The organism is Sinorhizobium sp. GQ132, from assembly GCF_059758575.1.
The window spans coordinates 49470-71435 of record NZ_JCAXDX010000011.1; the positions used below are offsets into that span (position 1 = coordinate 49470).

The following is a 21966-nucleotide window of genomic DNA, read 5'->3' on the forward strand; positions in this document are numbered from 1 at the left end:
GCTGCCCGATGATCACTCTCTACGATTACGAACTCTCGGGCAATTGCTACAAGCTGAGGCTTCTGATGAGCATGCTCGCCATCGAGTACAAGACGGTACCGGTCGATTTCTATCCCGGCCGCGAACACAAGTCGGATTGGTTCCTGAAGCTCAATCCGCTTGGACAGCTGCCGGTGATCGAGGATGACGGACTGGTGCTGCGCGACGCGCAGGCGATCCTCGTCTATCTCGCCTCCAAATATGATCCCTCCGGCACCTGGTACCCGCGCAGCGATCCGGCGCTTCTCGGCGAAATCGGCCAGTGGCTCGCCTTTGCGGACGGCATCACCGGCACGGCTTCAGCCGCGCGTCTCCATGACGGCCTGTTCTACGATCTGGACGTCGAGGCGGCTCGGGCCGGCGCTCACAGGCTGTTTCGCATCCTCGACGAGCATCTCTGGTTCGGGGAGCAGGAAGGGCGTGACTGGATATGCTCGGCGCCGCACCCGACCGTGGCTGATATCGCCTGTTTCCCCTACATCATGCTTTCGGAAGAGGGGGGCATTCCCCGGCACGATTATCCGGCAATCCGTCGCTGGTGCGATCGCCTCAAGCGGATCAAGGGCTTCACGGTCATGTCGGGTGTGTTCCCGGCCGGGCCGGCGCGTGCCGCCTAGGGGGCAAGCGACCGGATCACAGCAGTCGACACTCTTACGGCGCTCTTCTTGGCGGAGTGGGAACTCAGGGCCCAAGAGGCTAAGGCAGAACTGCCGCGATCGCCTCGGCCAGACGGTCGACATTCTCGATCCGACAAGTCTCGCCCATCAGTCCGATGCGCCAGATACGGCCGGCGAGCGGCCCGAGTCCTCCGCCGATCTCTATCCCGAACTCGTCAAGCAGGCGTCTGCGGGCGGGCGCGTCCTCCACGCCTTCCGGGAGCCAAACCGTATTCAGCTGCGGCAGCCGGTGCTCCTTGTCGACGACGAAGCCGATGCCCAGCCCTTCTAACCGTTCGACCAGCCGATCATGGGCGGAGCGGTGGCGCGCCCAGGCGGTCTCCAAGCCTTCGCCAAGCAGGCGGGTAAGGCTCTCGTGCAGGCCGTAAAGCGCATTCACCGGCGCGGTGTGGTGGTAGGATCGGGCACCTTCCCCCTCCCAGTACCCCAGCATAAGACCGAGATCGAGGAACCAGCTCTGGATCGGCGCCTTGCGCTCCTTGACTGCCGCGACGGCGTGATCGGAAAAGGTGATCGGCGCAAGGCCCGGCGGCGCGGACAGACATTTCTGCGTGCCGGCATAGACGGCATCCGCCTGCCATTCGTCGACCGACACCGGAATCCCGCCGAGGCCCGTCACGGTATCCACGACCGACAGCAACCCCGCCTCGCGCGCCAGGGCGCAGAGCGCGGCCGCATCCGACCGTACGCCGGTCGAAGTCTCCGCGTGCACGAAAGCGAGCAGCTTGGCCTGCGGTGCCTCCAGAATCGACGCGCGAACCGCCTCGGGATCAACAGGTTTGCCCCATTCGACGGAAACCAGCCGTACCTCCGCGCCCGCGCGCCGGGCAATTTCGGCCATGCGTCCGCCGAACACGCCGTTTTGCGCGATGATGGCGGTGTCGCCTGGCTCGAGCAGCGTCACCAACGCCATCTCCATGGCGAGCGAGGCCGGGGCCGATAGGGGGAAAGTCACACGGTTATCTGTTCGGAACGCGAGGCGGAGTTGGTCCTTGATGCGGTCCATCAATCCGACGAAGCTGGGGTCCAGATGACCGATCGTCGGTCGCGCCTGTGCCGCGAGCACTTCCGCCGCGACGTTGGACGGACCGGGGCCCATCAGCAGGCGGGGCGGCGGCGAAAAAGCATTCATTCGAGCACTCCTCTGCCGACGGTCCCCGGCGCGTTGTTCCCGGGAGCACGATGCAGGCACAGGCGGAGATAAGTAAAGTTTAGTTTATTTAGGAGTTCGATAAGAATAATTTACCCATGCATTTGCAGGTGCACTCTTGTGGCCGACTGCGTTGTGTCCGACTTGGTCCCCGGCGCGGGCGCCGCGGCAGTGGTTGGGACCCGGCGTCCGACGCATCGATCTCGCCGCCCTTGAGAAACTGCTCCACCTGTGATCCACATCCCGCGATCCCTGCCAACCCGGCTGCTTTGCCGCGAGCAATCCATTGCCGCAAACCTGCGAAGGTGCGCACTTTTAAGCAGCGTCGATATCCGTTTTTGAGAAATCGTCGCCTTTGAACAGAAGGGGAAGGCGGTATTCCTTGGCGCAGGCATAGGAGAAGCAGTCACCAAAATTCAGCCGCGCCGGGTGCCCGACAAAACGGCCATAGTTGCGAGCCGCTTCAATTGCCTTGCGGTGTAGGGAGCCGCTCACGGACACTTCGCGCGCGCCGATCGTCTCCAGGAACTTCGCTACGTCCTCTTGAACCTCATCGATCAACTCGGGCGGAGTAGGGACCCGATCGCCGAACTGCGAGATCGAGACTATACGGGCTAAACTGATTACGGCCTCGAACATCGAGAGCGGCGAGTAGATCTTAAGACTTTCCGACATCTCGATCTTGGTGAGAAGGTAACCTGCATCTTCTTCACCAGCCAAGATGGCGACGATCGCCGACGCATCCAAGAACATTAAATCTCCCACATATCGTCAGCAAATTTCTTCATGTCGAAGTCCGGCTTGTTTGGTCCCATCTTGGCTCGAACACTGTTCTGAATCTTTTCGACTCGCTCTTTTAGCGGCACAGCTTGTTCCGCTCGCGCCAACTCATTTTCTAGAGCGCGTCTGACCGCCTCGGTCTTCGTCGGGGCTTTGGTGACCTGCTGCACCTTCTTTGCCAGGGCATCAACCTCGTCGTCGCGAATGTAGAGAGACATGACCCTGTTCCTCGTGTATATCCGGCGTGGAATATACGGATATATTAGTTGGAATATACATCAATCGCAAGGGTCAGGGCGCATCCGCCTCTCCAGACGGCTTACGTTCAGGGGAAAAGAGAATGGTAGGGAGCGTCGCCCGCTCGTTTCTGCTAAGCTCGAAATCGTATGGGCTTTGACCAACAAACCACAGCGAAGGCGGGGCTTTCAATGAGCGATCCCAAACCCGAAAGGCTCCACCTTACCTTGGCTGAGCTAATCAGCGAACAAATTGAGCAGCGGCATGCAACAGAGCTGCGAGCCGTGCTGTCAACCGGAAACGAGATCACCATGCATGGAAGGTTCACAGTCGGCAGCGACTTTATAATCTACAGAACTGCAAAGGATGATAGCGGCAAATGGGCGATGACCCCCTTTGTTCATATCGTACAGCTGGCAATCTGATTTCAGATCCGGGATCATGCCTGAGGGCATTATGCGCCACGACGACAAGGCCACTGGCTGGCTTGTAACCGACTCGGACCCGCGTGTGGCATGCCGGACGCAGTTCCCAGGAAGGCAGCGGCTCGTTCTCCAACGAAGCTCCGGGTGATCTCTGCTACTATGCTCCCTGGGGTAATCGGATGGCGGCGTCGAACCTTTGCTCACACGCGGAAAGTTTCCGCTCCGCATCGAGCGCCTGTCCTGAAGATCATGCTCGCACCTGTTCTACGATGCCGCCTTCAGAGGTCCGTCACATTCGAAGCCTTTCGCCTGCCGGGTCGAAGGGCGGCCGCTCCAGGATGACTGCGTCATGAGGGCGGCCGAGGATTGCGACACTCACCGTGTCACCCGGTTTCGCCATTTCAGCCTTGATGTAACAGAGCGCCAGCGACATGCCGACGGTATAGCCGTAGGCGCCGGACGAAACATGGCCGATCGGGGTGCCGTCACGGAGAAAGATCGGCTCGCCGCCGGTGGCGTCCGCATCCGTGGCGTCGATCGATATCATGGCGAGCTTCTGCCTCGGACGCTTTCCGGCGATTTCCTGGTAGGAGGCCTTGTTCAGGAACGCGTCCTTGTCGAGCTTGATCAGCCGGTCGAGAGCGCATTCCTGCGGCCAGTATTCGGGCGAATACTCGCGGCTCCAGCTGCCATAGCCCTTTTCGATGCGCAGCGAGGCGAGTGCGCGTGAGCCGACCGGGCCCGCGCCGAGATCCGCACCGGCCTTCAGCAAGGCATCGTAAAGCGCGACCTGCCGGTCGGCGTCGCAGTAGAGTTCCCAGCCGAGATCGCCGGTGAAGGAGACGCGCAGTGCGATGACCTCGACGCCGGCGACTCGCATCTTGCGCGACCGCATGAAAGGGAAGCTCTCGTTGGAGAGGTCGTCGTTCGTCAGGCGCATCAGCAACTCGCGCGATTTCGGCCCGGCGATGTTGAAGGCGCAAAGGCGCTCCGTCATCGAGGTAAGGCTCGTGCCCTCGGGCAGCGCTACCGCATTGAAGAAGCGCTGGTGGTAGCGTTCCGCCATGCCGGAGCCGAAGATCATGAAGTCGTCGTCGCCGAGCTTCGTCACGGTGAAATCGCCCGCAATGCCTCCCCGCTTTCCGATGAGAGGCGTCAGGCACGAGCGGCCGACCGTCGTGGGCATGCGGTTGGCGAAAAGAGCGTTCAGCCAGTCGGAGGCACCCGGTCCCTTCACCGCGTATTTCGCAAAGTTGGAAATGTCGATAATGCCGGCGCTTTCGCGCAGCATGCGGGCCTCGCGGCCGACGGGCGCCCACCAGTTCTGGCGGGTAAAACCGGTCGTCTCTTCCTTCGGCTCGCCATCGGCGGAAAACCAGAGGGGATGTTCCCAGCCGAAATTCAGGCCGAAGACGGCGCCCATCGCCTTCTGCTTCTCGTAGGCCGGCCGGGTGCGAACGGGGCGTCCGGCCGCCCGCTCCTCATTGGGGAAGTGGATCTTGAAGCGGTGACTGTACTGGTCCTGCACGCGCGCCCTGGTGAAAGCCTTGTTCGCCCAGTGGCCGAAGCGCGCCATGTCCCAGCCGAACATGTCGAGCGACGGTTCGCCCTCGATCATCCATTCCGCCGCAAGCTTGCCCATGCCGCCCGACTGCGAGAAGCCGGGGATGATGCCGTTGCAGCAGAAGTAGTTCGTCATTTCCGGCACGGGGCCGAAGAGGACCGCGCTATCAGGCGACCAGATCATCGGCCCGTTGATGACGCGCTTGATGCCCGCCGTTCCGACCACCGGCACCCGGTCGATCGCGCGCATCATGTTTTCCGCGATGCGTTCGAGGTCGTCGGGGAAAAGTTCGTGACCGAAGCCGAGCGGCGTGCCCTCCTCGGCCCAGAAGCGCATGTCGCGCTCATAGGCACCGATCAGCAGGCCCAGGCCCTCCTGCCGGAGGTAATATTCGCCGTCGCGGTCCGCGACGGAGGGAAGCCGCCGGTCGAGGGCGGCGATCTCCGCTATGGTCTCGGTCACGAAATACTGGTGTTCCGTCGGCATCAGCGGAAGTTCGAGCCCCGCCATGGCCGCGACTTCGCGGCCCCAGAGCCCGGCGGCGTTGACCACCCACCGGGTGCGGATGTCGCCCTTCGGCGTGCGCACGATCCAGCTGCCGTCCGCTTGCGCCTCCGTACCGGTGACGGGCGTGAAGCGGTGGATTTCGGCGCCGCGCTTGCGCGCGCCTGCGGCATAGGCCATCGTCACGCCGGAGGGGTCGACATTGCCGCCCTCCGGCTCGTACATGATGCAGCGGATGCCGTCGAAGTTGACGAGCGGATGCAGCCGCTCCGCTTCGTCACGGCCGATCTCGTAGAAGTTCATCTTGTAGCGGCGCGCCTTGGCCTCCTGGAGCCGGAGCTGGTGCTCGCGCGCCTCGGTCTGCGCAAGATAGAGCGAACCGGGCTGGAAGATGCCGCAGCCTTGCCCGGTCTCGACCTCCAGCTCCTTGTAGAGCGCCATTGTATAATGCTGAAGCAGACTGATGTTCGTTGAGTCGTGCAGGCCGTGGATGTTGGCGGCCGCATGCCAGGTCGATCCCGATGTCAGTTCGCTGCGCTCGAGAAGCACGACGTCGGACCAGCCGAGCTTGGTGAGATGGTAGAGAATGGAGCAGCCGATGAGACCGCCGCCGATGACGACCGCTTGAGCGTGGGAGCGCATGAAAATCCAGCCTTGAAACGATGACCTCTGCCGCCGGCAAATCTCTGCCGTCGCGGCTTCAGTTTAGGGACGAGCCGTTTTTTGCAAAGCGGCCCAAAGCGGGAAATCGGCCCCTATTGTCATCGAATGAACAAATAAAACGAGGTCATTGATCTCGCAATTTTCGTTTGTTGCCGGATGGGCTCTGGCTAGTCTGAAATCGGCCCTTTCGGTATCGGGGGTGAACCGGTCAGCCGATCACCTTCTGAGCCTCGGCGATGATCCAGTCGCGCACCTTCGAGACGGTCGTTCCCCTCGACGCCTGCCCTTCGGCGAGGTAGTAGTTCCACGCGCTCTTGGTGCGGATCTGGAACGGCTCGACAAGCAGGCCGCGATCCACATAGGTCCGCGCCAGCGACTGGGTGGTCACGATGCAGCCGGCGCCGCTCGCCGCCATTTCCAGCGCTATATTGGTGGAATTGGTGGAAAGCCGCTTGTCGTTCGCGGAGGCGTCTATTCCGAGCGCATCGGCCATTTCCTGCCAGAACTCCTGCCGCCCGTGCACCGCGATCCAGTTCGATTTCAGAACGTCGGCCGGCGTCCTGATCGCATTCTGCCCGTGAACGAGCTGGGGCGCGCATAGAAGCACAAGCCGGTCGTTCCACAATTGCATGCCGCTTGCCGGCATGTTGTCGAAGCGGCGGATCGAAATGAGGATATCGGCGATCTGCTCGGTCGAATCCTCCCAGATCGTGCCGTGCAGAAGGATTTCAACGTCGGGATGTTTCCTGCTGAACCCGGCGACGCACCTTGCCAGCCAGTTTTCGGCAAGGCTCGTCGGGCAGGAGATGACGACGGTTTTGTTGCGCGCCGACGCAAGTACCGCTTCCGTGGCGAAGTCGATCTGGTTCAGAGCCTGGCGGAGGGTCGGAAGAAAGGCCTCTCCCATCTCGGTCAGCTTGAGGCTGCGCGGATAGCGGATGAAGAGCTGACGCCCGAGATATTGCTCGAGCGCCCGCACATGATTGCTGATGGCGGCCTGCGTATAGCCCAGTTCGTTGGCCGCCTCGGTGAAGCTGAGATGCCGGGCGGAGCATTCGAAGGAGCGGATGTAGTTCAATGGCGGCGGCGGCTTCATCTGAAGTTCCCCTTTTGCTGCATGCTAGTCAGGCCCGTCCGGGACTTGCAAGGTGCACGCGTGCCATGACATGGTTTTTTTTGGCCATTGCCGCCGAACTTATCATGTGAAGACCGGTCCATGATTGGCCATAGTTTCGGGGAGCGGAACAGAAAAATCGTAAGTATTCGGAGCAGGGCCTTCTATGGCGCAGCTGCGCGGATCAGGGGATGAAAGGCAGTTCTCGATGAGCGGCAGACGCGGCGGCGGAAGACGATCGCGGGCAATCCGGGGCGGCGAGGGCATCTCGCAGCTGCCATGGCAGGAGGTCGTCAACACCTATTCCCCGATGCAGCTTCTCGACGAGGATCGTCTCGAGGCGCTTCATCGCAATTCGATGCGCATCCTCTCGGAAATCGGTATCCGCGTCATGAGCGAAAAGGCGATGGCGCTGTTCGAGAAGGCGGGCGCCATCGTCGACCGCGAGAACCTGATGATCCGCATCGACGAATCCATCGTCGAGGAGGCGCTCGCCACGACGCCGTCTTCCTTCACGCTGACCAGCCGCAATCCCGAAAAACGCCTGACGATCGGCGGCGATAGGATCGCCTTCGGCCTCGTGGCAGGTCCTCCGAACGTGCACGACCGGATCAACGGCCGGCGGCAGGGAAATCTCGCCGATTACCAGAACTTCACGCGTCTCGCCCACCACTTCAACGCGATCCACATTCTCGGGAACCAGGTCTGCGCGCCGATGGAGCTGCCGGCCAATTCACGGCACCTCGATACCTACAAGGCGAACATCACGCTCAGCGATCTCTGCTTCCATTGCACCGCTATCGGGAGGGGGCGGGCCGTGGACGGGATCAACATGATGGCGATCGCGCGCGGCATCAGCGTCGAGGAGATGCGCCGATCCCCCGGCGTCATCACGATCATCTCGGTGAACTCGCCGCGGCTTTTCGACGATGCGATGGCGGACGGACTGATCGCCATGGCCGAGCACGGGCAGCCCGTGACCATCACGCCCTTCACGCTAATGGGCGCCATGACGCCGGTGACGCTTGCGGCGGCACTCTGCCAGCAGAATGCCGAGGCGCTGTTCGGCGTCACGCTTGCGCAACTGGTCAATCCGGGTACGCCGGTCATGTATGGCGCATTCACGTCCAATGTGGACATGCGGTCCGGCGCCCCCGCCTTCGGCACGCCGGAAAACGCCAAGGCCAACATCATCGCGGGTCAGCTCGCGCGCCGCTACAAGCTTCCCTATCGCACGTCGAACGCCAATGCCTCCAACGCCGTCGACCTTCAGGCGGCCTATGAGACGGAGATGGCCACCTGGGGTGCGGTGCTCGGGGGTGCCAACCTTATCTATCACGCTGCCGGATGGCTCGAAGGTGGCCTGACGGCCTCCTATGAGAAGCTGGTGCTGGACGTGGAGATCCTGCAGAACATGATGGGCTTCCTCGAGCCCATGCCATTCTCCGAGGACGATCTCGGTTTTGACGCCATCAAATCGGTACCGGCCGGAGGACACTTCTTCGGTTCCGAACATACGATGGCGCGATACGAAACGGCTTTCTACCAGCCGATGCTGTCCAACTGGCAGAATTACGGCAGCTGGCAGGAGGCCGGCGGGCACGACGCGCTGGACCGCGCGACCGGCATCTGGCAGCAAGCCCTGAGCGAATACGAGGAACCGGCCCTCGACCCGGCGATCCGGGAAGAGCTCGATGCCTACATGATCAAGCGGCGAGCGGAGATCGGGGCGGGCGAACCTTGAGGGGCAGATGAGGGATACGCAGGAAATCCGCTTCGCGGTTTTGATGTTTCCGAACTTTCCGCTGATGGCCTTCAGTTCGGTCATCGAGCCGCTGCGCGCAGCCAATACGCTCTCCGGCAAGCGCTGCTATTCCTGGATTACCGTGGCGGCCGGCGAGAAGATCACGGCATCGAACGGCATCGGTATCGAGCCGGACTTTCATGTACGCAACGCACCGGAGGTCGACCGGATTGTCGTGTGTTCGGGCGGTGACGCAGAGCATCTCGTTGCGGACGAGGAGATGGCGTGGATCCGCAAGAATCTCCGATCCGGTGCGCAACTCGGTGCGGTAGCCGACGCTGCCTTCTTCCTGGCGCGCAAAGGGTTGCTCGACGGCCATTCCTGCACGCTCCACTGGACCAGCCAGCCGGCCTTCAAGGAAGCATTCCCGCAGCTCGACATGCGCTCGGACCTCTATGTGATCGACCGCCGCCGCTTCACTTCCGTCGGCGGCATCGGCAGCCTCGACATGATGCTGGACATGATCGGACGGGACTATGGCGCCGAGCTCGCCGACGGCGTCGCCGGCTGGTTCATGCACAGCCCGCTGCGACCCGACGCCGATCGCCGGAAGCTGACCTTGCGTATCCGGAGCGGCATCGCCGACGACCTCGTCCTTTCCGCTGTGGCGATGATGGAGAATGCGATCGAGGACCTATTGCGGATCGGGGACCTGGCCGACCGGCTGAATGTCTCGTCCGATAAGCTCGAACGCGCCTTCAAGGCCGAACTTGGCGTGTCGCCCAACAGCTATTACCGCAATCTGAGGCTTGGTCACGCGGCAGACATGCTGACGCATTCCAGTCTCAAGGTGAATGAAGTCGCGGTCGCCTGCGGATTCGGAAATGCCGCCAACTTCTCCCGCGCCTTCAAAGAGCAGTTCGGATATGTCCCGCACAGCGTTCGCCGCCGCGTTTCGCGAGCGGGCGAGGCGCCTCGCGCAGTCGCGGGGCTGAAATAATGAAACTCTGCGGATTCCGGCATAGATACCGCGGAATCTGCGCAAATGCGCGCTCCGACTCTTCTCCATCCTGCTGGAAAAGGAGAATGTCATGAGCATTGTTGTATTCGATCCCGACAGCGTGGATGACGTGGACTTCAAGGACCGGATGCGCCATCCGGAGGCAGCCGATCCGGCCGGCGGCATGTGGCTTTCGGACACGGAACCGTCCTTCATCGACGCCGACGCCCTGCGCAAGGGGAGGCTGAAGAAGCTTCGCGACTGGATGCGCGCCGCCGGCTACGGCGCGGTGGTCCTTTTCGATCCCTATAACCAGCGCTACGCGACGGGTTCCCGAAACATGTTCGGGTATTTCCTGCGCAACTCCACCCGCTATTTCTTCATCCCCACTGAAGGTCCGGTCGTCCTCTTCGAATATCCGCAGAGCTATCATGTCTCGATGGTCCTCGACACGATCGACGAGGCCCGCCCTTCCAAGCTTGTCTGGTCCTCCGTCTCCGGTAAGGACGACGAGACCGCCGGGCCGTTCGCGGACGAGATTGCCGATTTGCTCAAGCAGCATGGCGGCGGGTCGATGAAGCTCGGCATGGACCGCTGCAGCCATCTGCAGGCACTGGCGCTCGAAAAGCGCGGGTGCGAGGTAAAGGACTGTCAGGGCGAAATTCTCGCCGTCAGGGCCGTCAAGACTCCCGAAGAGATCAAATGCCTTCAGGTATCCATGGCCGGCGCCGAAGCTGCCGTGGCCGCCGTACGTGAAGCGATCAAGCCGGGCGTTTCCGAAAACGAGCTCTTCGCGATCATGTATCATGAAGTGATCCGGCAGGGCGGCGAGTTCATCGAGACCCGGCTGCTGAGTTCCGGCCAGCGAACCAATCCCTGGTTCAACGAGGCAAGCGGCCGCAAGATCAGGCCGGGCGAACTCGTGGCCCTCGATACCGATACGATCGGCTGCTACGGCTACTATTCCGATTTCTCGCGAACCTTCCGCTGCGGTCCCGGCAAGCCGACCCCTTACCAGAAGTCGCTCTACCGGATGGCCTACGAACAGGTTCAGCACAATATCGACATCGTCAAGCCGGGCATGGCCTTCCGCGAGATCGCCGAAAAGGCCTGGAAGATACCGGACCGCTTCGTCGATCAGCGTTACACGTCCGTGATGCACGGCGTCGGCATGCACGGCGAGACGCCGTTCATCGCCCATGCGATGGACTACGAGACCTACGGTCGCGATGGATGTCTCGTGCCCGGAATGGTCGTCTCGGTCGAAAGCTACATCGGCGAAAAGGGCGGCCGCGAGGGCGTGAAACTCGAAGACGAGATCCTCATCACGGAGAACGGCACGGAACTCCTGTCGCGCTTTCCCTATGAGGACGAATTCCTGAGCGGGGAGACTTGATGAAGAAACCGTTGCGGATCGACCGTGCGAAAGCTGCCGCTCTCTTTATCGATCTCCAGGAGGAGCATCGCCACGACGAGCGCTATCTCGTAGACGGTTACGAGACGGTGCTCGGCAATGCCGCGCGCCTTCAGGAGGCGGCCCGCCGCAGCGGCATCCCCGTCTTTCATTGCGCCTATATCGTCGATCTCGCCGAGAATCGTCGCCCGTTCCATCCCATCGGACTGGATGGACGTTCCGCCTTCAGCGACAAGGACGATCCGCTCACGGCGATCTGCCCGGAGGTCGCTCCGCTTCCGTCGGAGCGGCTGCTTGTCAAAAACGAAGCGAGCGCCTTCGGCAAGAGCCCCTTGATCGGCGAATTGCGGGACGCAGGCGTGGAATGGCTGGTGATCGCCGGCGTCTGGACCGAGGCTTGTGTCGATGCAACGGTCAAGGACGCGATCAACCTTGGCCTGCATGTCCTGCTCGTCAAGGACGCCTGCGGCAGCGGCGGCCTTGCGATGCACCAGACCGGCATTCTCAACCTGGCGAACCGCCTCTATGGCGGCGCGGTCGTCGATACCGAAGCCGCTTGCGCCCTTCTGAAAGGAGATACGGTCGAAGCATGGCGGGTCGAGGGATCGGTGCCTCTGCGTTACACTTTCGGGAATGCCGCTAAACTGTACGGCGAGCTCTGACGAGCGTTTGACAGGGGCGCGCATCAGTGCGGAAGGTCGGGTGTCCCGCCTGCCGCCCGCTCTGATTTTTTGGAATCGGTCACGCACGGTTCAGGTCGAATCCGACTGAGACATCGTGACCCAGTTTAGGAAAGGCAGGCCGCAACGAATGGAGATCATACGGTTCATCATCGACAATCTGGACGTCATAGGCACGCGGACGATCGAGCACATTTCGATCGTCTTCCTGGCCGTCGGGATTGCGATCGCGACGGCCGTGCCGATCGGGATTGCGATCACGCAGTCGAAGAGCACGGCCGATACCGTCCTCTATCTCGCGTCGATGATGATCACTGTTCCGTCGATTGCGCTGTTCGGCCTGATGATCCCGCTGCTCTCGCCGATCGGCCACGGCATCGGCTATGTCCCGGCGGTCGTGGCCGTCATTCTCTATTCCCAGCTTCCCATCATCCGCAACACCTACACCGCCATCACCAATGTCGATCCGTCTCTTCGAGAGGCCGCGAAAGGCATGGGGATGAGCACCTGGCAACGTCTGCGCCAGGTCGAAATCCCGCTTGCCATTCCCGTCATCATGGCCGGCGTCAGGACTGCCGTCGTCATGAACATCGGCGTGACGGCGATCGCGGCTTATATCGGCGCGGGCGGCCTCGGCACGTTCATCTCGCGCGGCATCAGCCAGTCCGATCCCCGACAGCTGGTGACCGGGGCGCTGGCGGTCTCGCTGCTTGCGATCGCAGCCGACCTTTTCCTCGCGCTCGTACAGCGCCTTCTCACGTCACGCGGTATTCAGGGGGAGGTCACGCCATGATCCGGCTCGAAAATCTGACGAAACACTACGGCCCGGCGCATGATCCCCTCATTGCCGTCGACAATGTAAGTTTGGACTTACCCACCGGAGAGATCTGCGTGCTGCTCGGCCCTTCGGGGTGCGGCAAGACGACGACGATGAAGATGATCAACCGGCTGATCCAGCCCACCAGCGGCAAGGTCTTCATCAACGGCAAGGACACGAGCACCATCGATCCGATCAAGCTGCGGCGGAGCATCGGCTATGTGATCCAGCAGATCGGCCTTTTCCCGAACAAGACAATCGAGGAAAATATCTGTGTCGTGCCGGACCTCCTCGGCTGGGATCGCCGCAAGTCGCGCGACCGTGCCAAAGAGCTCCTCGAGCTTGTCGGTCTCCAGCCCGACCTTTTCCTCACGCGCTATCCGAAGGAACTTTCAGGCGGCCAGCAGCAGCGTGTCGGCGTCCTGCGCGCGCTGGCGGCCGATCCGCCGGTGATGCTGATGGACGAACCGTTCGGGGCGATCGATCCGATCAACCGCGAAGTCATCCAGGAAGAATTTCTGAAGATGCAGCGGGAGATCCGCAAGACGATCATTTTCGTCTCGCACGATCTCGACGAAGCGGTGAAGATGGCGGACAAGATCGCGATCTTCCGCAGCGGCAGGCTCGAACAATATGCCGCGCCCGACGAGTTGCTCGCCCGTCCCGCCAACAGCTTCATCGAAGACTTCCTGGGCTCCGACCGGGCACTCAAGCGGTTGAGGCTCGTTTCGGTGCGCGACGCCATGGAGACGGGTTTCATCACGGTCCGGAGCTCGGACTCGGTCGAACATGCGCTCGAGCGAATGCGATCGTCGCGTAGCGCTGCAGTCTTCGTTCTGGACGCCGACGGCGCACCGCAATCTCTCTTGAGCGAGCAGGTGGCGGAGCTGCGCTCCGGTACGGTGGGCGATCATGCGGAACCGGTAAAGTCCGCCGTCCCGACCACCGGCGATCTTAGGCAGGCCGTGTCGATGATGTTCGCACACGACATGGCGCTGCTGCCTTGCGTCGACGAGGGCGGGCGGATGGCGGGCGTGATGAGCTACCGTTCCATCGTGCACAATCTCGGCCATGGAGGGAAGGCATGAGCGCTCTCGCCGGCCAGGCCGCACCGCAGCATCGCCGCCGGATCGAGACCGCACCGATGATCGTGCTCGTCGTGCTGGCCGGAGCCGTCGTCTGGCTGTGGTGGAGCGGCATGGCGGAGGAAATCCTCGCCTATTCCGACGACATTTCTTATCTCGCCGTGCAGCATCTGGAGCTGGTCGCCTGGGCGGGAGGGCTCGCCATCCTTGTGGCCGTACCGGTCGGCATCGTCCTTTCACGGCCTGCCTTCCGCCTCGTTTCGGAAGCCGTGATGCAGATCTTCAATATCGGCAGCACCGTGCCGACGCTCGCGATCCTGGCGCTTTCGATGACGCTGCTCGGGATCGGTACGGTGCCCGCGGTGTTCGGCCTCTGGGCGGCCACCCTCCTGCCGATCGTGCGCAACACCTATGCCGGCCTGCGCGCCGTGCCGCCGCACCTTGTGGAGGCCGCAACCGGGATGGGCATGACGCCGCGGCAGGTTCTGTGGCGCGTCGAACTTCCAAACGCCCTCTTCGTGATCTTCGGCGGCATCCGCACGGCGCTCGCGATCTGCGTCGGCTCGGCGCCCCTGGTCTTTCTGATCGGCGCGGGCGGGCTTGGCGAACTGATCTTCACCGGGATCTCGCTGGACGAACTCCCGATGATGATGGCCGGGGCCATTCCCACGGCAATGCTCGCGGTCCTGGTCGATTTCATCGTCGGCCAGATTCAGTACTACCTCGTTCCACGGGGCATCAATCCGCTGCGATAACAAAATGAGAGAGAGGAACTGAAATGAACTTCGCACCGAAACTTGCCAGAACCCTTCTGTCGGCGGCCGCCATCGCGCTCGTCACGACGACTGCCTGGGCCGCCAGCCTTACCGTCGGCGGCAAAAACTTCACCGAGCAGCTGATCATCGCAGAGATCACCAAGCAGCTCCTTCAGAGCAAGGGCCACACGGTCGACAAGAAAGACGGCATGGGCACGAAGATCGTTCGCGCCGCACTGGAGAACGGCGAGGTCGATCTTTACTGGGAATATACCGGGACGTCGCTCATCACCTTCAACAAGGTGACGGAACGGCTTTCGCCGGAGGAGACCTACAACCGCGTCAAGGAACTCGACGGTGAGAAAGGCCTCGTCTGGCTGGCGCCGTCCGCGGCGAACAACACCTACGCCTATGTCATCAAGCCGGGCAACGCCAAGACGGACGGCATGGAGACGATCTCCGACCTCGCCAAGGCGTATAACGACGGCAAGGATGTCCTCATGGGCACGACGGCCGAATTTCCGAAGCGTCCGGACGGCCTGATCGGCTTGGAGAAGGTCTACGGTTTCGAAACCGGCCGAGCCAATATCCGGCCGATGGATCTCGGTCTCGCCTATAACGCACTCGCCAATGGCGATCTCGACACGATCGCCGCGCAGGCGACCGACGGCCAGATCGCGGCGCTCGGATTGAAGACGCTGAAGGACGACAAGGGCTTCTTCCCCAACTATGCGCTGACCCCCGTCGTGCGCAAGGAAGTGCTCGACGCGAATCCGGATCTCAAGGAAACGCTCGAAGCGGTCTCGAAGAAGCTCGATGACGCCACGATGCAGCGTTTGAACAGCCAGGTCGATGTGGAGAAGAAGACCATCGAAACGGTCGCCGCCGACTATCTGAAGTCGCTCGGCATGTAAACGCGCCGCATCTATCGACGAACGTCTCGTCCCGCCTGCAGGTTTTCTGCCGGCGGGCGGGAAGGGTGCGTGCCGGAGAACCGGGCGCAGATATACCGGACCGGCCGTGCCGGCCGTCTTTTCGAGGAACTCCGAGAATGGTCAAAATATCAAACGTCCGCGTCCGCCCGCTGGTACTGCCGCTCAAGCAACCCTACCACTGGTCCTACGGCATCCGTGAATCCTTCGCGGTCAACCTCATCGAGATCGAGGCAGATGACGGCACGGTAGGGGTCGGCGAGTGCACGGTCGCGCCGGACCAGACCGGTACGGCGGCTATCCTATATCGCCTCGCCAAACATCTCGTCGGCCATTCGCCCCATGATGTGGCGCCGCTCATCGCGCGCATCTTCCACCAGGAATATCTCGGACAGGGCGCCAATATCATGCGGGCGGCCAATCAGATATTTTCCGGTATCGACATGGCCATGTGGGATCTGCAGGGCAAGCTCGCCGGCCTGCCGGTCCACCAGCTGCTCGGCGGGGCTCACCGGAAGGCGGTCGGCTACTTCTATTTCCTGCAGGGCGAGACCGCCGAGGAGCTTGCGCGCGATGCCGCGGTCGGTCATGCCCAGGGCGAGCGGGTCTTCTATCTCAAGGTCGGCCGCGGCGAGAAGCTCGACCTGGAGATCACCGCGGCGGTTCGCCGCGAGATCGGCGACGCGCGCCTGCGCCTCGATGCAAACGAAGGCTGGAGCGTCCATGACGCGATCAACATGTGCCGAAAGCTCGAAAAATTCGACATCGAGTTCATCGAGCAGCCAACGGTGAGCTGGAGCATTCCGGCCATGGCGCATGTCCGCGAGAAAGTCGGTATCCCGATCGTTGCGGATCAGGCCGCCTTTACGCTCTACGACGTCTATGAGATATGCCGCCAGCGTGCTGCGGACATGATCTGCATCGGCCCGCGTGAAATCGGCGGCATACAGCCGATGATGAAGGCGGCAGCCGTGGCGGAGGCCGCCGGACTGAAGATCTGCATCCATTCTTCCTTTACCACCGGCATCACCACCTGCGCGGAACACCAAATAGGGCTCGCCATTCCCAATCTCGACGACGGTAACCAGATCATGTGGCAGCTCGTCCAGAAGGATATCGTCTCCTCGCCCGATCTGGCTCCCAAAAACGGCTGGCTGGATGCCTTCAGGAAGCCAGGACTCGGTTTCCAGCTCGCCGAAGACCTGGTCGCCGAAGGCGAAAGACGCTACGCAGCAAGTCGATGACACCGGTCGAAACCTCCCGTGAAGAGATCGAGGCAGTTTGCCTCAAGGCGCTGACGGTCCATGGTGCGGCAGCCGAAAACGCACGCGCCGTGGCGAGCGCGATCGCCACGGCGGAGGCCGACGGCAATCGCGTCTGCGGCCTTTACTACCTGCCGATCTTCTGCAGGCACCTGGCGATCGGAAAGGTCGCTGGAGAAGCCGTTCCCGAGGTGACGACGCGCGGTGTGACGGTCACGGTCGACGCGAGATCCGGCTTCGCACATCCCGCCATTGCCGCCGGTACGCCGGTCCTGATCGACCTTGCACGCCAAGCGGGCCTCGCGGCAATGGCGGTGCGCAACTCCTATAATTGCCTCGCCCTCGGTCATCACGTCCGGCCCCTTGCCGACGCCGGCCTGATCGGCATCTGCGTTTCGAATGCGCCTGCCTCCGTTGCGCCGCCCGGGGCGACGCGGGCGCTCTTCGGCACGAACCCGCTTGCCTTCGCCGTACCTTCGAAAGAAGGGGCTCCGGCAATCGTCGTCGACCAGAGCATGAGTGCCGTCACCAAGACCGAGATGATCCTGCGCCGCGATCGCGGCGAGGCAATCCCGATCGGCTGGGCGCAGGACGGGAACGGCCAGCCGACGACCGACGCGGCCACCGGGCTGGAAGGCTCGCTGCTGCCCGCCGGCGGTCGCAAGGGCGCCAATATCGCCCTTCTCGTGGAAATCCTTGCTGCCGCCCTGACCGGTTCGGCCCTCAGCACGGAGGCGAGCGCCTTCGGAAGCGACGAGGGTGGGCCGCCGCATGTCGGCCAATTCCTGATCGCCATCGACCCTGGTCACTTCGCCGCCGATCGCTTCTGCGAAGCGATGGATGATCTGGTCGCCTCCCATGGCGCCGCCGGCGTAAGGCTTCCCGGCCACTCCGGACGAAAGCAGCCCGTTTTCGTCAATGCCGATCACTGGAAGAAGGCGGTTTCGCTTTCGGAATCGAAGGACGGTCGAAATCCTCGTTAGAGGTGAAAGCGATTATCGATGGGTCGTGTCTATCTTGCGAAATCGCATTCCCTGCCATATATTTTGCACAGGAAATATGTTCTTGGATATGACGCAAGATGGCTCAGGCTCAAAAGACCCAAAGCGATGGCGGACCGCTGATACTGTCCTACATGGACAAGGGCGGAAAGATCGCGGTTCAGCAGGTCGCGGACGGCTTCGGCATGTCGAAAACGCAACTTGCGGAAACGGCCGGGCTTGCGCGTGAAACGCTCTACCGGCTGGAGCGCAGCCGGGCGACGAAGACGCAGAACCGCCTCCGCGAAATGCTCGAGATCATCAGCCGGGTCACCGACTGGGCGGGCGGCAAGGAGCAGGCAATGGCCTGGTATCGCGCCCAGCCCCTCCCGGCATTCGGCGGACGAACGGCCGAAGCTTTGGTGAAGGACGGCAAGGCGGCGGCCGTGCGCGATTATCTCGACCACATGGCCCTCGGGGGCTTTGCTTGAGGTTCACCGGAACCTGCTATCGCGCGCATGACCCACGCTGGGCTTTCAAACCTGCATCCGGCGATGGCGCGGCAATAAAGGGCGCGCGCTTCAACCCGAAGGGCGTGAAGACGCTTTACCTTGCACTCAGCATCATGACAGCGGTCAAGGAGGCCAATCAGGGCTTCGCCCATCGTATCGATCCTTGCGTGCTTTGCTCCTACGACATCGATTGCGCCGACATCGCTGATCTGACGACCGAGAAGGGGAGGGCGGAACACGGAGTATCGCTGGAGGAGATGGCCTGCAGCTGGGCGGGCGCGCTTGCCGAGGGGAGACGTCCGGCTTCCTGGGCCATTTACGACCGTCTTCATCCGCGCGGGACCGCCGGCATCCTGGTTCCGAGTTTCGCACCGGGGACCGAAGCGGAAGACCGGAATCTCGTACTTTGGACGTGGGGACCGGATCTGCCGCATCGCGTCGACGTGTATGATCCAAGTGGCCGGCTGCCTAAAGATCAGCTCTCCTGGGGCTGACTGCGTTTCCGTGGTGGAGTGCTTTCCGCGAAATCCATCCGCGTCGCATTGCGCCGGAATTGCGCCGGGGACTTTCCGGTCCATTTCCGGAATGCGCGGTGAAAGGCGCTCGGCTCGGAAAAGCCGAGCTCGACGGCAAGCTGGGCCACATTCGTCCGGCCGTCGGCGAGCGCTTCCATCGCAAGCGCCCGGCGCAGGTCCTCCTTGATCGATCGATAGGTCTGGCCCTCCTGCTTCAATCTCCGTCGAAGGGTCGGGGCTGCAATCCGCATGCGCGCGGCAAGCGCCTCGAAACCCGGCCAGGCGGACGGAGCCGTGGCATGGAGCCGCTGGCGTATTGCCGCGGACAATCCTGCGTCGTGGCGATAGCGCACGAGAATATTTGCAGGCGCATGCCGGAGGAAGTGCTTCAGTGCCCGCTCGTCACGAATGGGCGGCAGTTTCAGGTACTCGGCATCGAAAACGAGCCGCGTCCGGGGCTGATCGAAGTGGACGGGCGCGCCGAAGAAGAGCCGATAATCGGTTCCGGCGGGGGGCGCACTGCAGCGGAAGTCGACCCAGCGGATCGGAAGCCGGCGTCCGATCAGCCAGCAATTGACGCCATGCAGGATGATCCAGAAGGTACGATAGGCGAAGGCCGAGCGCGTAGCGCCGGCGTCCTTCAGGACAATCTGTGCCAGACCGTTTTCGACGACCAGCTCGCCATGCGGTTCCTCGAGAACCACCCTGAGGAAGCGCAGCGCTCGCCGCAGCGCATGTTCGAGCGTCGCGGTTGAAAGAATGGCGTGGCACAGCAATGCGAAGCTGCCGGCGCGCATCGGCCGGGCGCCCTCGCCGAAAAACTCGTCATCCATCGCCTGTGCCACCGCATGCCAGAAGGCGCCGTATTGTTCGGCCGAAACCGGACCGGTGACGACGGATGGCAGGCCGGCTTGTGCAAGGAGGGGTTCGGCATCCACTCCATGGCGCCGGAGGCATTCGAGCGTATCGTCCATGAAACATGGGGCGATCAACCGGCGTTCCATGGGCGACGTCCCTCTCGTCGAACATTGCAAAAGCGATCACATAATCTGAGTCATTCGGTCATTGCATACCATATTTCTCCTCTGCATCATCCCGGTTGGAAAAAGTTGGAGCTGGAGCCTATGCAACTCAAGGGCCGCGTCTTTATCGTCACGGGGGCCAGTTCCGGACTGGGCGCGGCTGTGACGCGCATGCTGGCTCATGAGCGCGCGAGGGTGCTGGGGCTCGACCTGAAGCCTCAAGCAGGAGAGGCGCTTGCCGTCGAACTCGGCGCGGCGGTGTGCTTCCGAAATGCCGACGTGACGAATGAGGCCGACGCCACCGCCGCTCTGGCATTCGCGAAGCAGGAATTCGGGCACGTCCACGGATTGGTGAATTGTGCCGGCACTGCGCCAGGCGAGAAGATTCTCGGCAGGAGCGGCCCGCACGCACTGGGCAGTTTCGCCCGCACGGTCGCCGTCAATCTGATCGGGACATTCAACATGATACGGCTTGCCGCCGAGGTCATGTCGCAGGGAGTGCCGGACGCCGACGGAGAGCGGGGGGTGATCGTCAATACCGCCTCGATCGCCGCTTTCGACGGGCAAATCGGCCAGGCCGCCTACGCTGCGTCGAAAGGCGGCGTCGCCGCGCTGACGCTTCCGGCCGCGCGCGAGCTCGCGCGTTTCGGAATTCGCGTCGTCACCATCGCGCCTGGCATCTTCGATACGCCGATGATGGCCGGTATGCCTCAGGATGTTCAGGACGCGCTCGCGGCAAGTGTGCCCTTTCCCCCGCGTCTTGGTCGGGCCGAGGAATATGCCGCCCTCGTGAAGCATATTTGCGAGAATACGATGCTTAATGGCGAGGTCATCCGCCTCGACGGGGCTTTGCGCATGGCGCCCCGGTAAGCATGGCCATGCAGGGAGGTTCGAATGAACAAGCAGGATCCTGTGGTCATCGTCGGGCAGGCCCGAACCCCGCTTGGCAGTTTCCAAGGTGAGTTGAGGGACCTTTGCGCCGCCGAGCTAGGGGCGGCCGCGATTGCCGATGCTCTGAAGCGCGCCGGGCTTGCCCCGGATGCGGTCGATGAGGTGATGTTCGGTTGTGTCCTGACCGCGGGACAGGGACAGGCGCCAGCCCGTCAGGCTGCGCTCGGTGCGGGTCTTCTTCCCGGCGTAGGCGCGACCACCGTCAACAAGATGTGCGGTTCGGGCATGAAGGCGGCGATGCTGGCACATGACCTGATCAAGGCGGACTCCGCCTCGATCGTGGTTGCGGGCGGCATGGAGAGCATGACCAATGCCCCCTATCTGCTCGACCGCGCGCGGCAGGGCTATCGCATCGGGCACCAGAAGGTGCTGGACCACATGTTCCTCGATGGCCTCGAGGATGCCTATGACAAGGGGCGCCTGATGGGCACCTTTGCGGAGGATTGCGCCGAAGCCTACCAATTCACCCGCAGCGCCCAGGACGAGTATGCCATTGCGTCCCTCGAGAAGGCGCAAAAGGCAAGTGCCGACGGCAGCTTTGCGGAGGAGATCGTCCCCTTGAACATCGCCTCGGGCAAGGGGGAACGAACCGTCAGCCTGGACGAGCAGCCGCAAAAGGCGCGGTTCGACAAGATTCCCCTGTTGAAACCGGCTTTTCGCGACGGCGGCACGATCACGGCTGCCAACGCCTCTTCGATTTCGGACGGTGCGGCCGCACTGGTGCTGATGCGCCGGTCGGCGGCGGATCAAAAGGGCATCGCGCCTCTGGCGACGATCTGCGGTCACTCCACCCATGCTGATGCCCCCAGTCTCTTTCCGACGGCGCCGATCGGAGCGATCAAGGCACTCTGCCTGCGCATCGGCTGGGACATCGGTGAGGTCGATCTCTTCGAAATCAACGAGGCCTTTGCCGTCGTTCCGATGGCGGCAATGCGCGAGCTCGGCCTTGATGCGGAAAAGGTGAACGTCCACGGCGGCGCCTGCGCGTTGGGCCATCCAATCGGCGCCTCGGGCGCTCGGGTGATCGTCACGCTCGTCAATGCGCTGCGCCGCCGCGGCCTCAGACGCGGCATAGCTTCCGTCTGTATCGGCGGCGGCGAGGCGACCGCAGTGGCGGTGGAGATATCAGGCTGAGGGGGGACAG

22 protein-coding genes and 1 pseudogene are annotated in these 21966 nt (G+C 62.5%); 17 read left to right on the top strand and 6 right to left on the bottom strand.

Features of this window, described 5'->3' with window-relative positions; translation table 11 throughout:
* Window positions 1–8 precede the first annotated feature (8 nt).
* Window positions 9–656 (top strand): glutathione S-transferase family protein, encoded by a 648-nt coding sequence (locus AC6CIG_RS23720; protein WP_498323938.1) that lies wholly within the window; start codon window positions 9–11, stop codon window positions 654–656.
* Window positions 657–735: 79 nt separating this feature from the next.
* On the opposite strand, the gene AC6CIG_RS23725 is transcribed toward AC6CIG_RS23720, so the two are convergent.
* The 3 genes from AC6CIG_RS23725 to AC6CIG_RS23735 all read right to left on the bottom strand — a co-directional run bounded on the left by AC6CIG_RS23725 (window position 736) and on the right by AC6CIG_RS23735 (window position 2864).
* A complete protein-coding gene (locus tag AC6CIG_RS23725; protein WP_498323939.1) occupies window positions 736–1848 on the bottom strand; it encodes a pyridoxal-phosphate-dependent aminotransferase family protein in 1113 nt (370 codons plus the stop codon).
* Window positions 1849–2181: 333 nt separating this feature from the next.
* Window positions 2182–2619 carry a type II toxin-antitoxin system VapC family toxin gene (locus tag AC6CIG_RS23730; protein WP_498323940.1) on the bottom strand — a complete coding sequence of 146 codons (438 nt, stop codon included), beginning with the start codon at window positions 2617–2619 and terminating at the stop codon, window positions 2182–2184.
* A complete protein-coding gene (locus AC6CIG_RS23735; RefSeq protein WP_498323941.1) occupies window positions 2619–2864 on the bottom strand; it encodes a type II toxin-antitoxin system VapB family antitoxin in 246 nt (81 codons plus the stop codon). Before AC6CIG_RS23735 ends, AC6CIG_RS23730 begins: the two co-directional genes overlap by 1 nt.
* Window positions 2865–3074: 210 nt before the next feature.
* On the opposite strand from AC6CIG_RS23735, the gene AC6CIG_RS23740 reads away from it, so the two are divergent.
* Window positions 3075–3308, top strand: a complete 234-nt coding sequence (locus AC6CIG_RS23740) for a hypothetical protein (RefSeq protein WP_437405433.1) — start codon at window positions 3075–3077, stop codon at window positions 3306–3308.
* A 104-nt stretch (window positions 3309–3412) separates the two neighbouring features.
* Window positions 3413–3552 (top strand): annotated as a pseudogene (locus AC6CIG_RS23745) (cyclophilin-like fold protein); the annotation flags it as partial.
* A gap of 45 nt (window positions 3553–3597) precedes the next feature.
* Here the strand turns inward: AC6CIG_RS23745 and AC6CIG_RS23750 are convergent.
* Entirely contained in the window at window positions 3598–6018 is a 2421-nt protein-coding gene (locus tag AC6CIG_RS23750; protein WP_498323942.1) for a GcvT family protein, read from the bottom strand.
* Window positions 6019–6247: 229 nt separating this feature from the next.
* Window positions 6248–7135, bottom strand: coding sequence for a LysR substrate-binding domain-containing protein (locus AC6CIG_RS23755; RefSeq protein ID WP_100673278.1), 888 nt, complete (start codon window positions 7133–7135; stop codon window positions 6248–6250).
* A 226-nt stretch (window positions 7136–7361) separates the two neighbouring features.
* On the opposite strand from AC6CIG_RS23755, the gene AC6CIG_RS23760 reads away from it, so the two are divergent.
* The 12 genes from AC6CIG_RS23760 to AC6CIG_RS23815 all read left to right on the top strand — a co-directional run bounded on the left by AC6CIG_RS23760 (window position 7362) and on the right by AC6CIG_RS23815 (window position 18828).
* On the top strand, window positions 7362–8897 hold the full coding sequence (locus AC6CIG_RS23760; protein WP_498323943.1) for a trimethylamine methyltransferase family protein: 1536 nt from the start codon (window positions 7362–7364) through the stop codon (window positions 8895–8897).
* A 7-nt stretch (window positions 8898–8904) separates the two neighbouring features.
* Window positions 8905–9897 (top strand): GlxA family transcriptional regulator, encoded by a 993-nt coding sequence (locus AC6CIG_RS23765; RefSeq protein WP_018096329.1) that lies wholly within the window; start codon window positions 8905–8907, stop codon window positions 9895–9897.
* A 91-nt stretch (window positions 9898–9988) separates the two neighbouring features.
* Window positions 9989–11293, top strand: coding sequence for a M24 family metallopeptidase (locus tag AC6CIG_RS23770; protein ID WP_437405437.1), 1305 nt, complete (start codon window positions 9989–9991; stop codon window positions 11291–11293).
* A complete protein-coding gene (locus AC6CIG_RS23775) occupies window positions 11293–11973 on the top strand; it encodes an isochorismatase family protein (RefSeq protein WP_498323944.1) in 681 nt (226 codons plus the stop codon). The genes AC6CIG_RS23770 and AC6CIG_RS23775 overlap by 1 nt, the downstream gene beginning before the upstream one ends.
* 148 nt (window positions 11974–12121) lie before the next feature.
* Window positions 12122–12784: an ABC transporter permease gene (locus AC6CIG_RS23780; RefSeq protein WP_102763215.1), complete on the top strand. Its 663-nt coding sequence runs from the start codon at window positions 12122–12124 to the stop codon at window positions 12782–12784.
* The gene (locus AC6CIG_RS23785) at window positions 12781–13896 is read left to right on the top strand and encodes an ABC transporter ATP-binding protein (protein ID WP_018096325.1); all 1116 of its coding nucleotides are present in this window, start codon (window positions 12781–12783) and stop codon (window positions 13894–13896) included. The genes AC6CIG_RS23780 and AC6CIG_RS23785 overlap by 4 nt, the downstream gene beginning before the upstream one ends.
* Window positions 13893–14648, top strand: coding sequence for an ABC transporter permease (locus AC6CIG_RS23790; protein WP_324764657.1), 756 nt, complete (start codon window positions 13893–13895; stop codon window positions 14646–14648). Before AC6CIG_RS23785 ends, AC6CIG_RS23790 begins: the two co-directional genes overlap by 4 nt.
* 23 nt (window positions 14649–14671) lie before the next feature.
* Entirely contained in the window at window positions 14672–15562 is an 891-nt protein-coding gene (locus tag AC6CIG_RS23795; protein ID WP_018096323.1) for a glycine betaine ABC transporter substrate-binding protein, read from the top strand.
* 137 nt (window positions 15563–15699) lie between these two features.
* Window positions 15700–16824, top strand: a complete 1125-nt coding sequence (locus AC6CIG_RS23800; RefSeq protein WP_498323945.1) for a mandelate racemase/muconate lactonizing enzyme family protein — start codon at window positions 15700–15702, stop codon at window positions 16822–16824.
* A complete protein-coding gene (locus AC6CIG_RS23805; protein WP_498323946.1) occupies window positions 16821–17825 on the top strand; it encodes an Ldh family oxidoreductase in 1005 nt (334 codons plus the stop codon). Before AC6CIG_RS23800 ends, AC6CIG_RS23805 begins: the two co-directional genes overlap by 4 nt.
* Before the next feature lie 98 nt (window positions 17826–17923).
* Complete coding sequence (locus AC6CIG_RS23810; protein WP_018096321.1) at window positions 17924–18313, top strand: antitoxin Xre/MbcA/ParS toxin-binding domain-containing protein; 390 nt, start codon at window positions 17924–17926, stop codon at window positions 18311–18313.
* Window positions 18310–18828 (top strand): RES family NAD+ phosphorylase, encoded by a 519-nt coding sequence (locus AC6CIG_RS23815; RefSeq protein ID WP_498323947.1) that lies wholly within the window; start codon window positions 18310–18312, stop codon window positions 18826–18828. Before AC6CIG_RS23810 ends, AC6CIG_RS23815 begins: the two co-directional genes overlap by 4 nt.
* Here the strand turns inward: AC6CIG_RS23815 and AC6CIG_RS23820 are convergent.
* A complete protein-coding gene (locus AC6CIG_RS23820) occupies window positions 18810–19853 on the bottom strand; it encodes an AraC family transcriptional regulator (protein WP_498323948.1) in 1044 nt (347 codons plus the stop codon). The genes AC6CIG_RS23815 and AC6CIG_RS23820 overlap by 19 nt on opposite strands.
* A 120-nt stretch (window positions 19854–19973) precedes the next feature.
* Here AC6CIG_RS23820 and AC6CIG_RS23825 point away from each other — a divergent pair, with 120 nt between their 5' ends.
* Entirely contained in the window at window positions 19974–20741 is a 768-nt protein-coding gene (locus AC6CIG_RS23825; protein WP_498323949.1) for an SDR family NAD(P)-dependent oxidoreductase, read from the top strand.
* 24 nt (window positions 20742–20765) lie between these two features.
* Window positions 20766–21956, top strand: coding sequence for an acetyl-CoA C-acyltransferase (locus tag AC6CIG_RS23830; protein WP_498323950.1), 1191 nt, complete (start codon window positions 20766–20768; stop codon window positions 21954–21956).
* Window positions 21957–21966 lie beyond the last annotated feature (10 nt).

Coding starts and splice junctions, on each gene's coding strand:
- AC6CIG_RS23820 (WP_498323948.1), bottom strand. CDS start 19,853: ATGGAACGCCGGTTGATCGCCCCATGTTTCATGGACGATACGCTCGAA.
- AC6CIG_RS23795 (WP_018096323.1), top strand. CDS start 14,672: ATGAACTTCGCACCGAAACTTGCCAGAACCCTTCTGTCGGCGGCCGCC.
- AC6CIG_RS23805 (WP_498323946.1), top strand. CDS start 16,821: ATGACACCGGTCGAAACCTCCCGTGAAGAGATCGAGGCAGTTTGCCTC.
- AC6CIG_RS23730 (WP_498323940.1), bottom strand. CDS start 2,619: ATGTTCTTGGATGCGTCGGCGATCGTCGCCATCTTGGCTGGTGAAGAA.
- AC6CIG_RS23735 (WP_498323941.1), bottom strand. CDS start 2,864: ATGTCTCTCTACATTCGCGACGACGAGGTTGATGCCCTGGCAAAGAAG.
- AC6CIG_RS23790 (WP_324764657.1), top strand. CDS start 13,893: ATGAGCGCTCTCGCCGGCCAGGCCGCACCGCAGCATCGCCGCCGGATC.
- AC6CIG_RS23810 (WP_018096321.1), top strand. CDS start 17,924: ATGGCTCAGGCTCAAAAGACCCAAAGCGATGGCGGACCGCTGATACTG.
- AC6CIG_RS23750 (WP_498323942.1), bottom strand. CDS start 6,018: ATGCGCTCCCACGCTCAAGCGGTCGTCATCGGCGGCGGTCTCATCGGC.
- AC6CIG_RS23725 (WP_498323939.1), bottom strand. CDS start 1,848: ATGAATGCTTTTTCGCCGCCGCCCCGCCTGCTGATGGGCCCCGGTCCG.
- AC6CIG_RS23800 (WP_498323945.1), top strand. CDS start 15,700: ATGGTCAAAATATCAAACGTCCGCGTCCGCCCGCTGGTACTGCCGCTC.
- AC6CIG_RS23775 (WP_498323944.1), top strand. CDS start 11,293: ATGAAGAAACCGTTGCGGATCGACCGTGCGAAAGCTGCCGCTCTCTTT.
- AC6CIG_RS23770 (WP_437405437.1), top strand. CDS start 9,989: ATGAGCATTGTTGTATTCGATCCCGACAGCGTGGATGACGTGGACTTC.
- AC6CIG_RS23785 (WP_018096325.1), top strand. CDS start 12,781: ATGATCCGGCTCGAAAATCTGACGAAACACTACGGCCCGGCGCATGAT.
- AC6CIG_RS23720 (WP_498323938.1), top strand. CDS start 9: ATGATCACTCTCTACGATTACGAACTCTCGGGCAATTGCTACAAGCTG.
- AC6CIG_RS23760 (WP_498323943.1), top strand. CDS start 7,362: ATGAGCGGCAGACGCGGCGGCGGAAGACGATCGCGGGCAATCCGGGGC.
- AC6CIG_RS23765 (WP_018096329.1), top strand. CDS start 8,905: ATGAGGGATACGCAGGAAATCCGCTTCGCGGTTTTGATGTTTCCGAAC.
- AC6CIG_RS23825 (WP_498323949.1), top strand. CDS start 19,974: ATGCAACTCAAGGGCCGCGTCTTTATCGTCACGGGGGCCAGTTCCGGA.
- AC6CIG_RS23740 (WP_437405433.1), top strand. CDS start 3,075: ATGAGCGATCCCAAACCCGAAAGGCTCCACCTTACCTTGGCTGAGCTA.
- AC6CIG_RS23755 (WP_100673278.1), bottom strand. CDS start 7,135: ATGAAGCCGCCGCCGCCATTGAACTACATCCGCTCCTTCGAATGCTCC.
- AC6CIG_RS23830 (WP_498323950.1), top strand. CDS start 20,766: ATGAACAAGCAGGATCCTGTGGTCATCGTCGGGCAGGCCCGAACCCCG.
- AC6CIG_RS23780 (WP_102763215.1), top strand. CDS start 12,122: ATGGAGATCATACGGTTCATCATCGACAATCTGGACGTCATAGGCACG.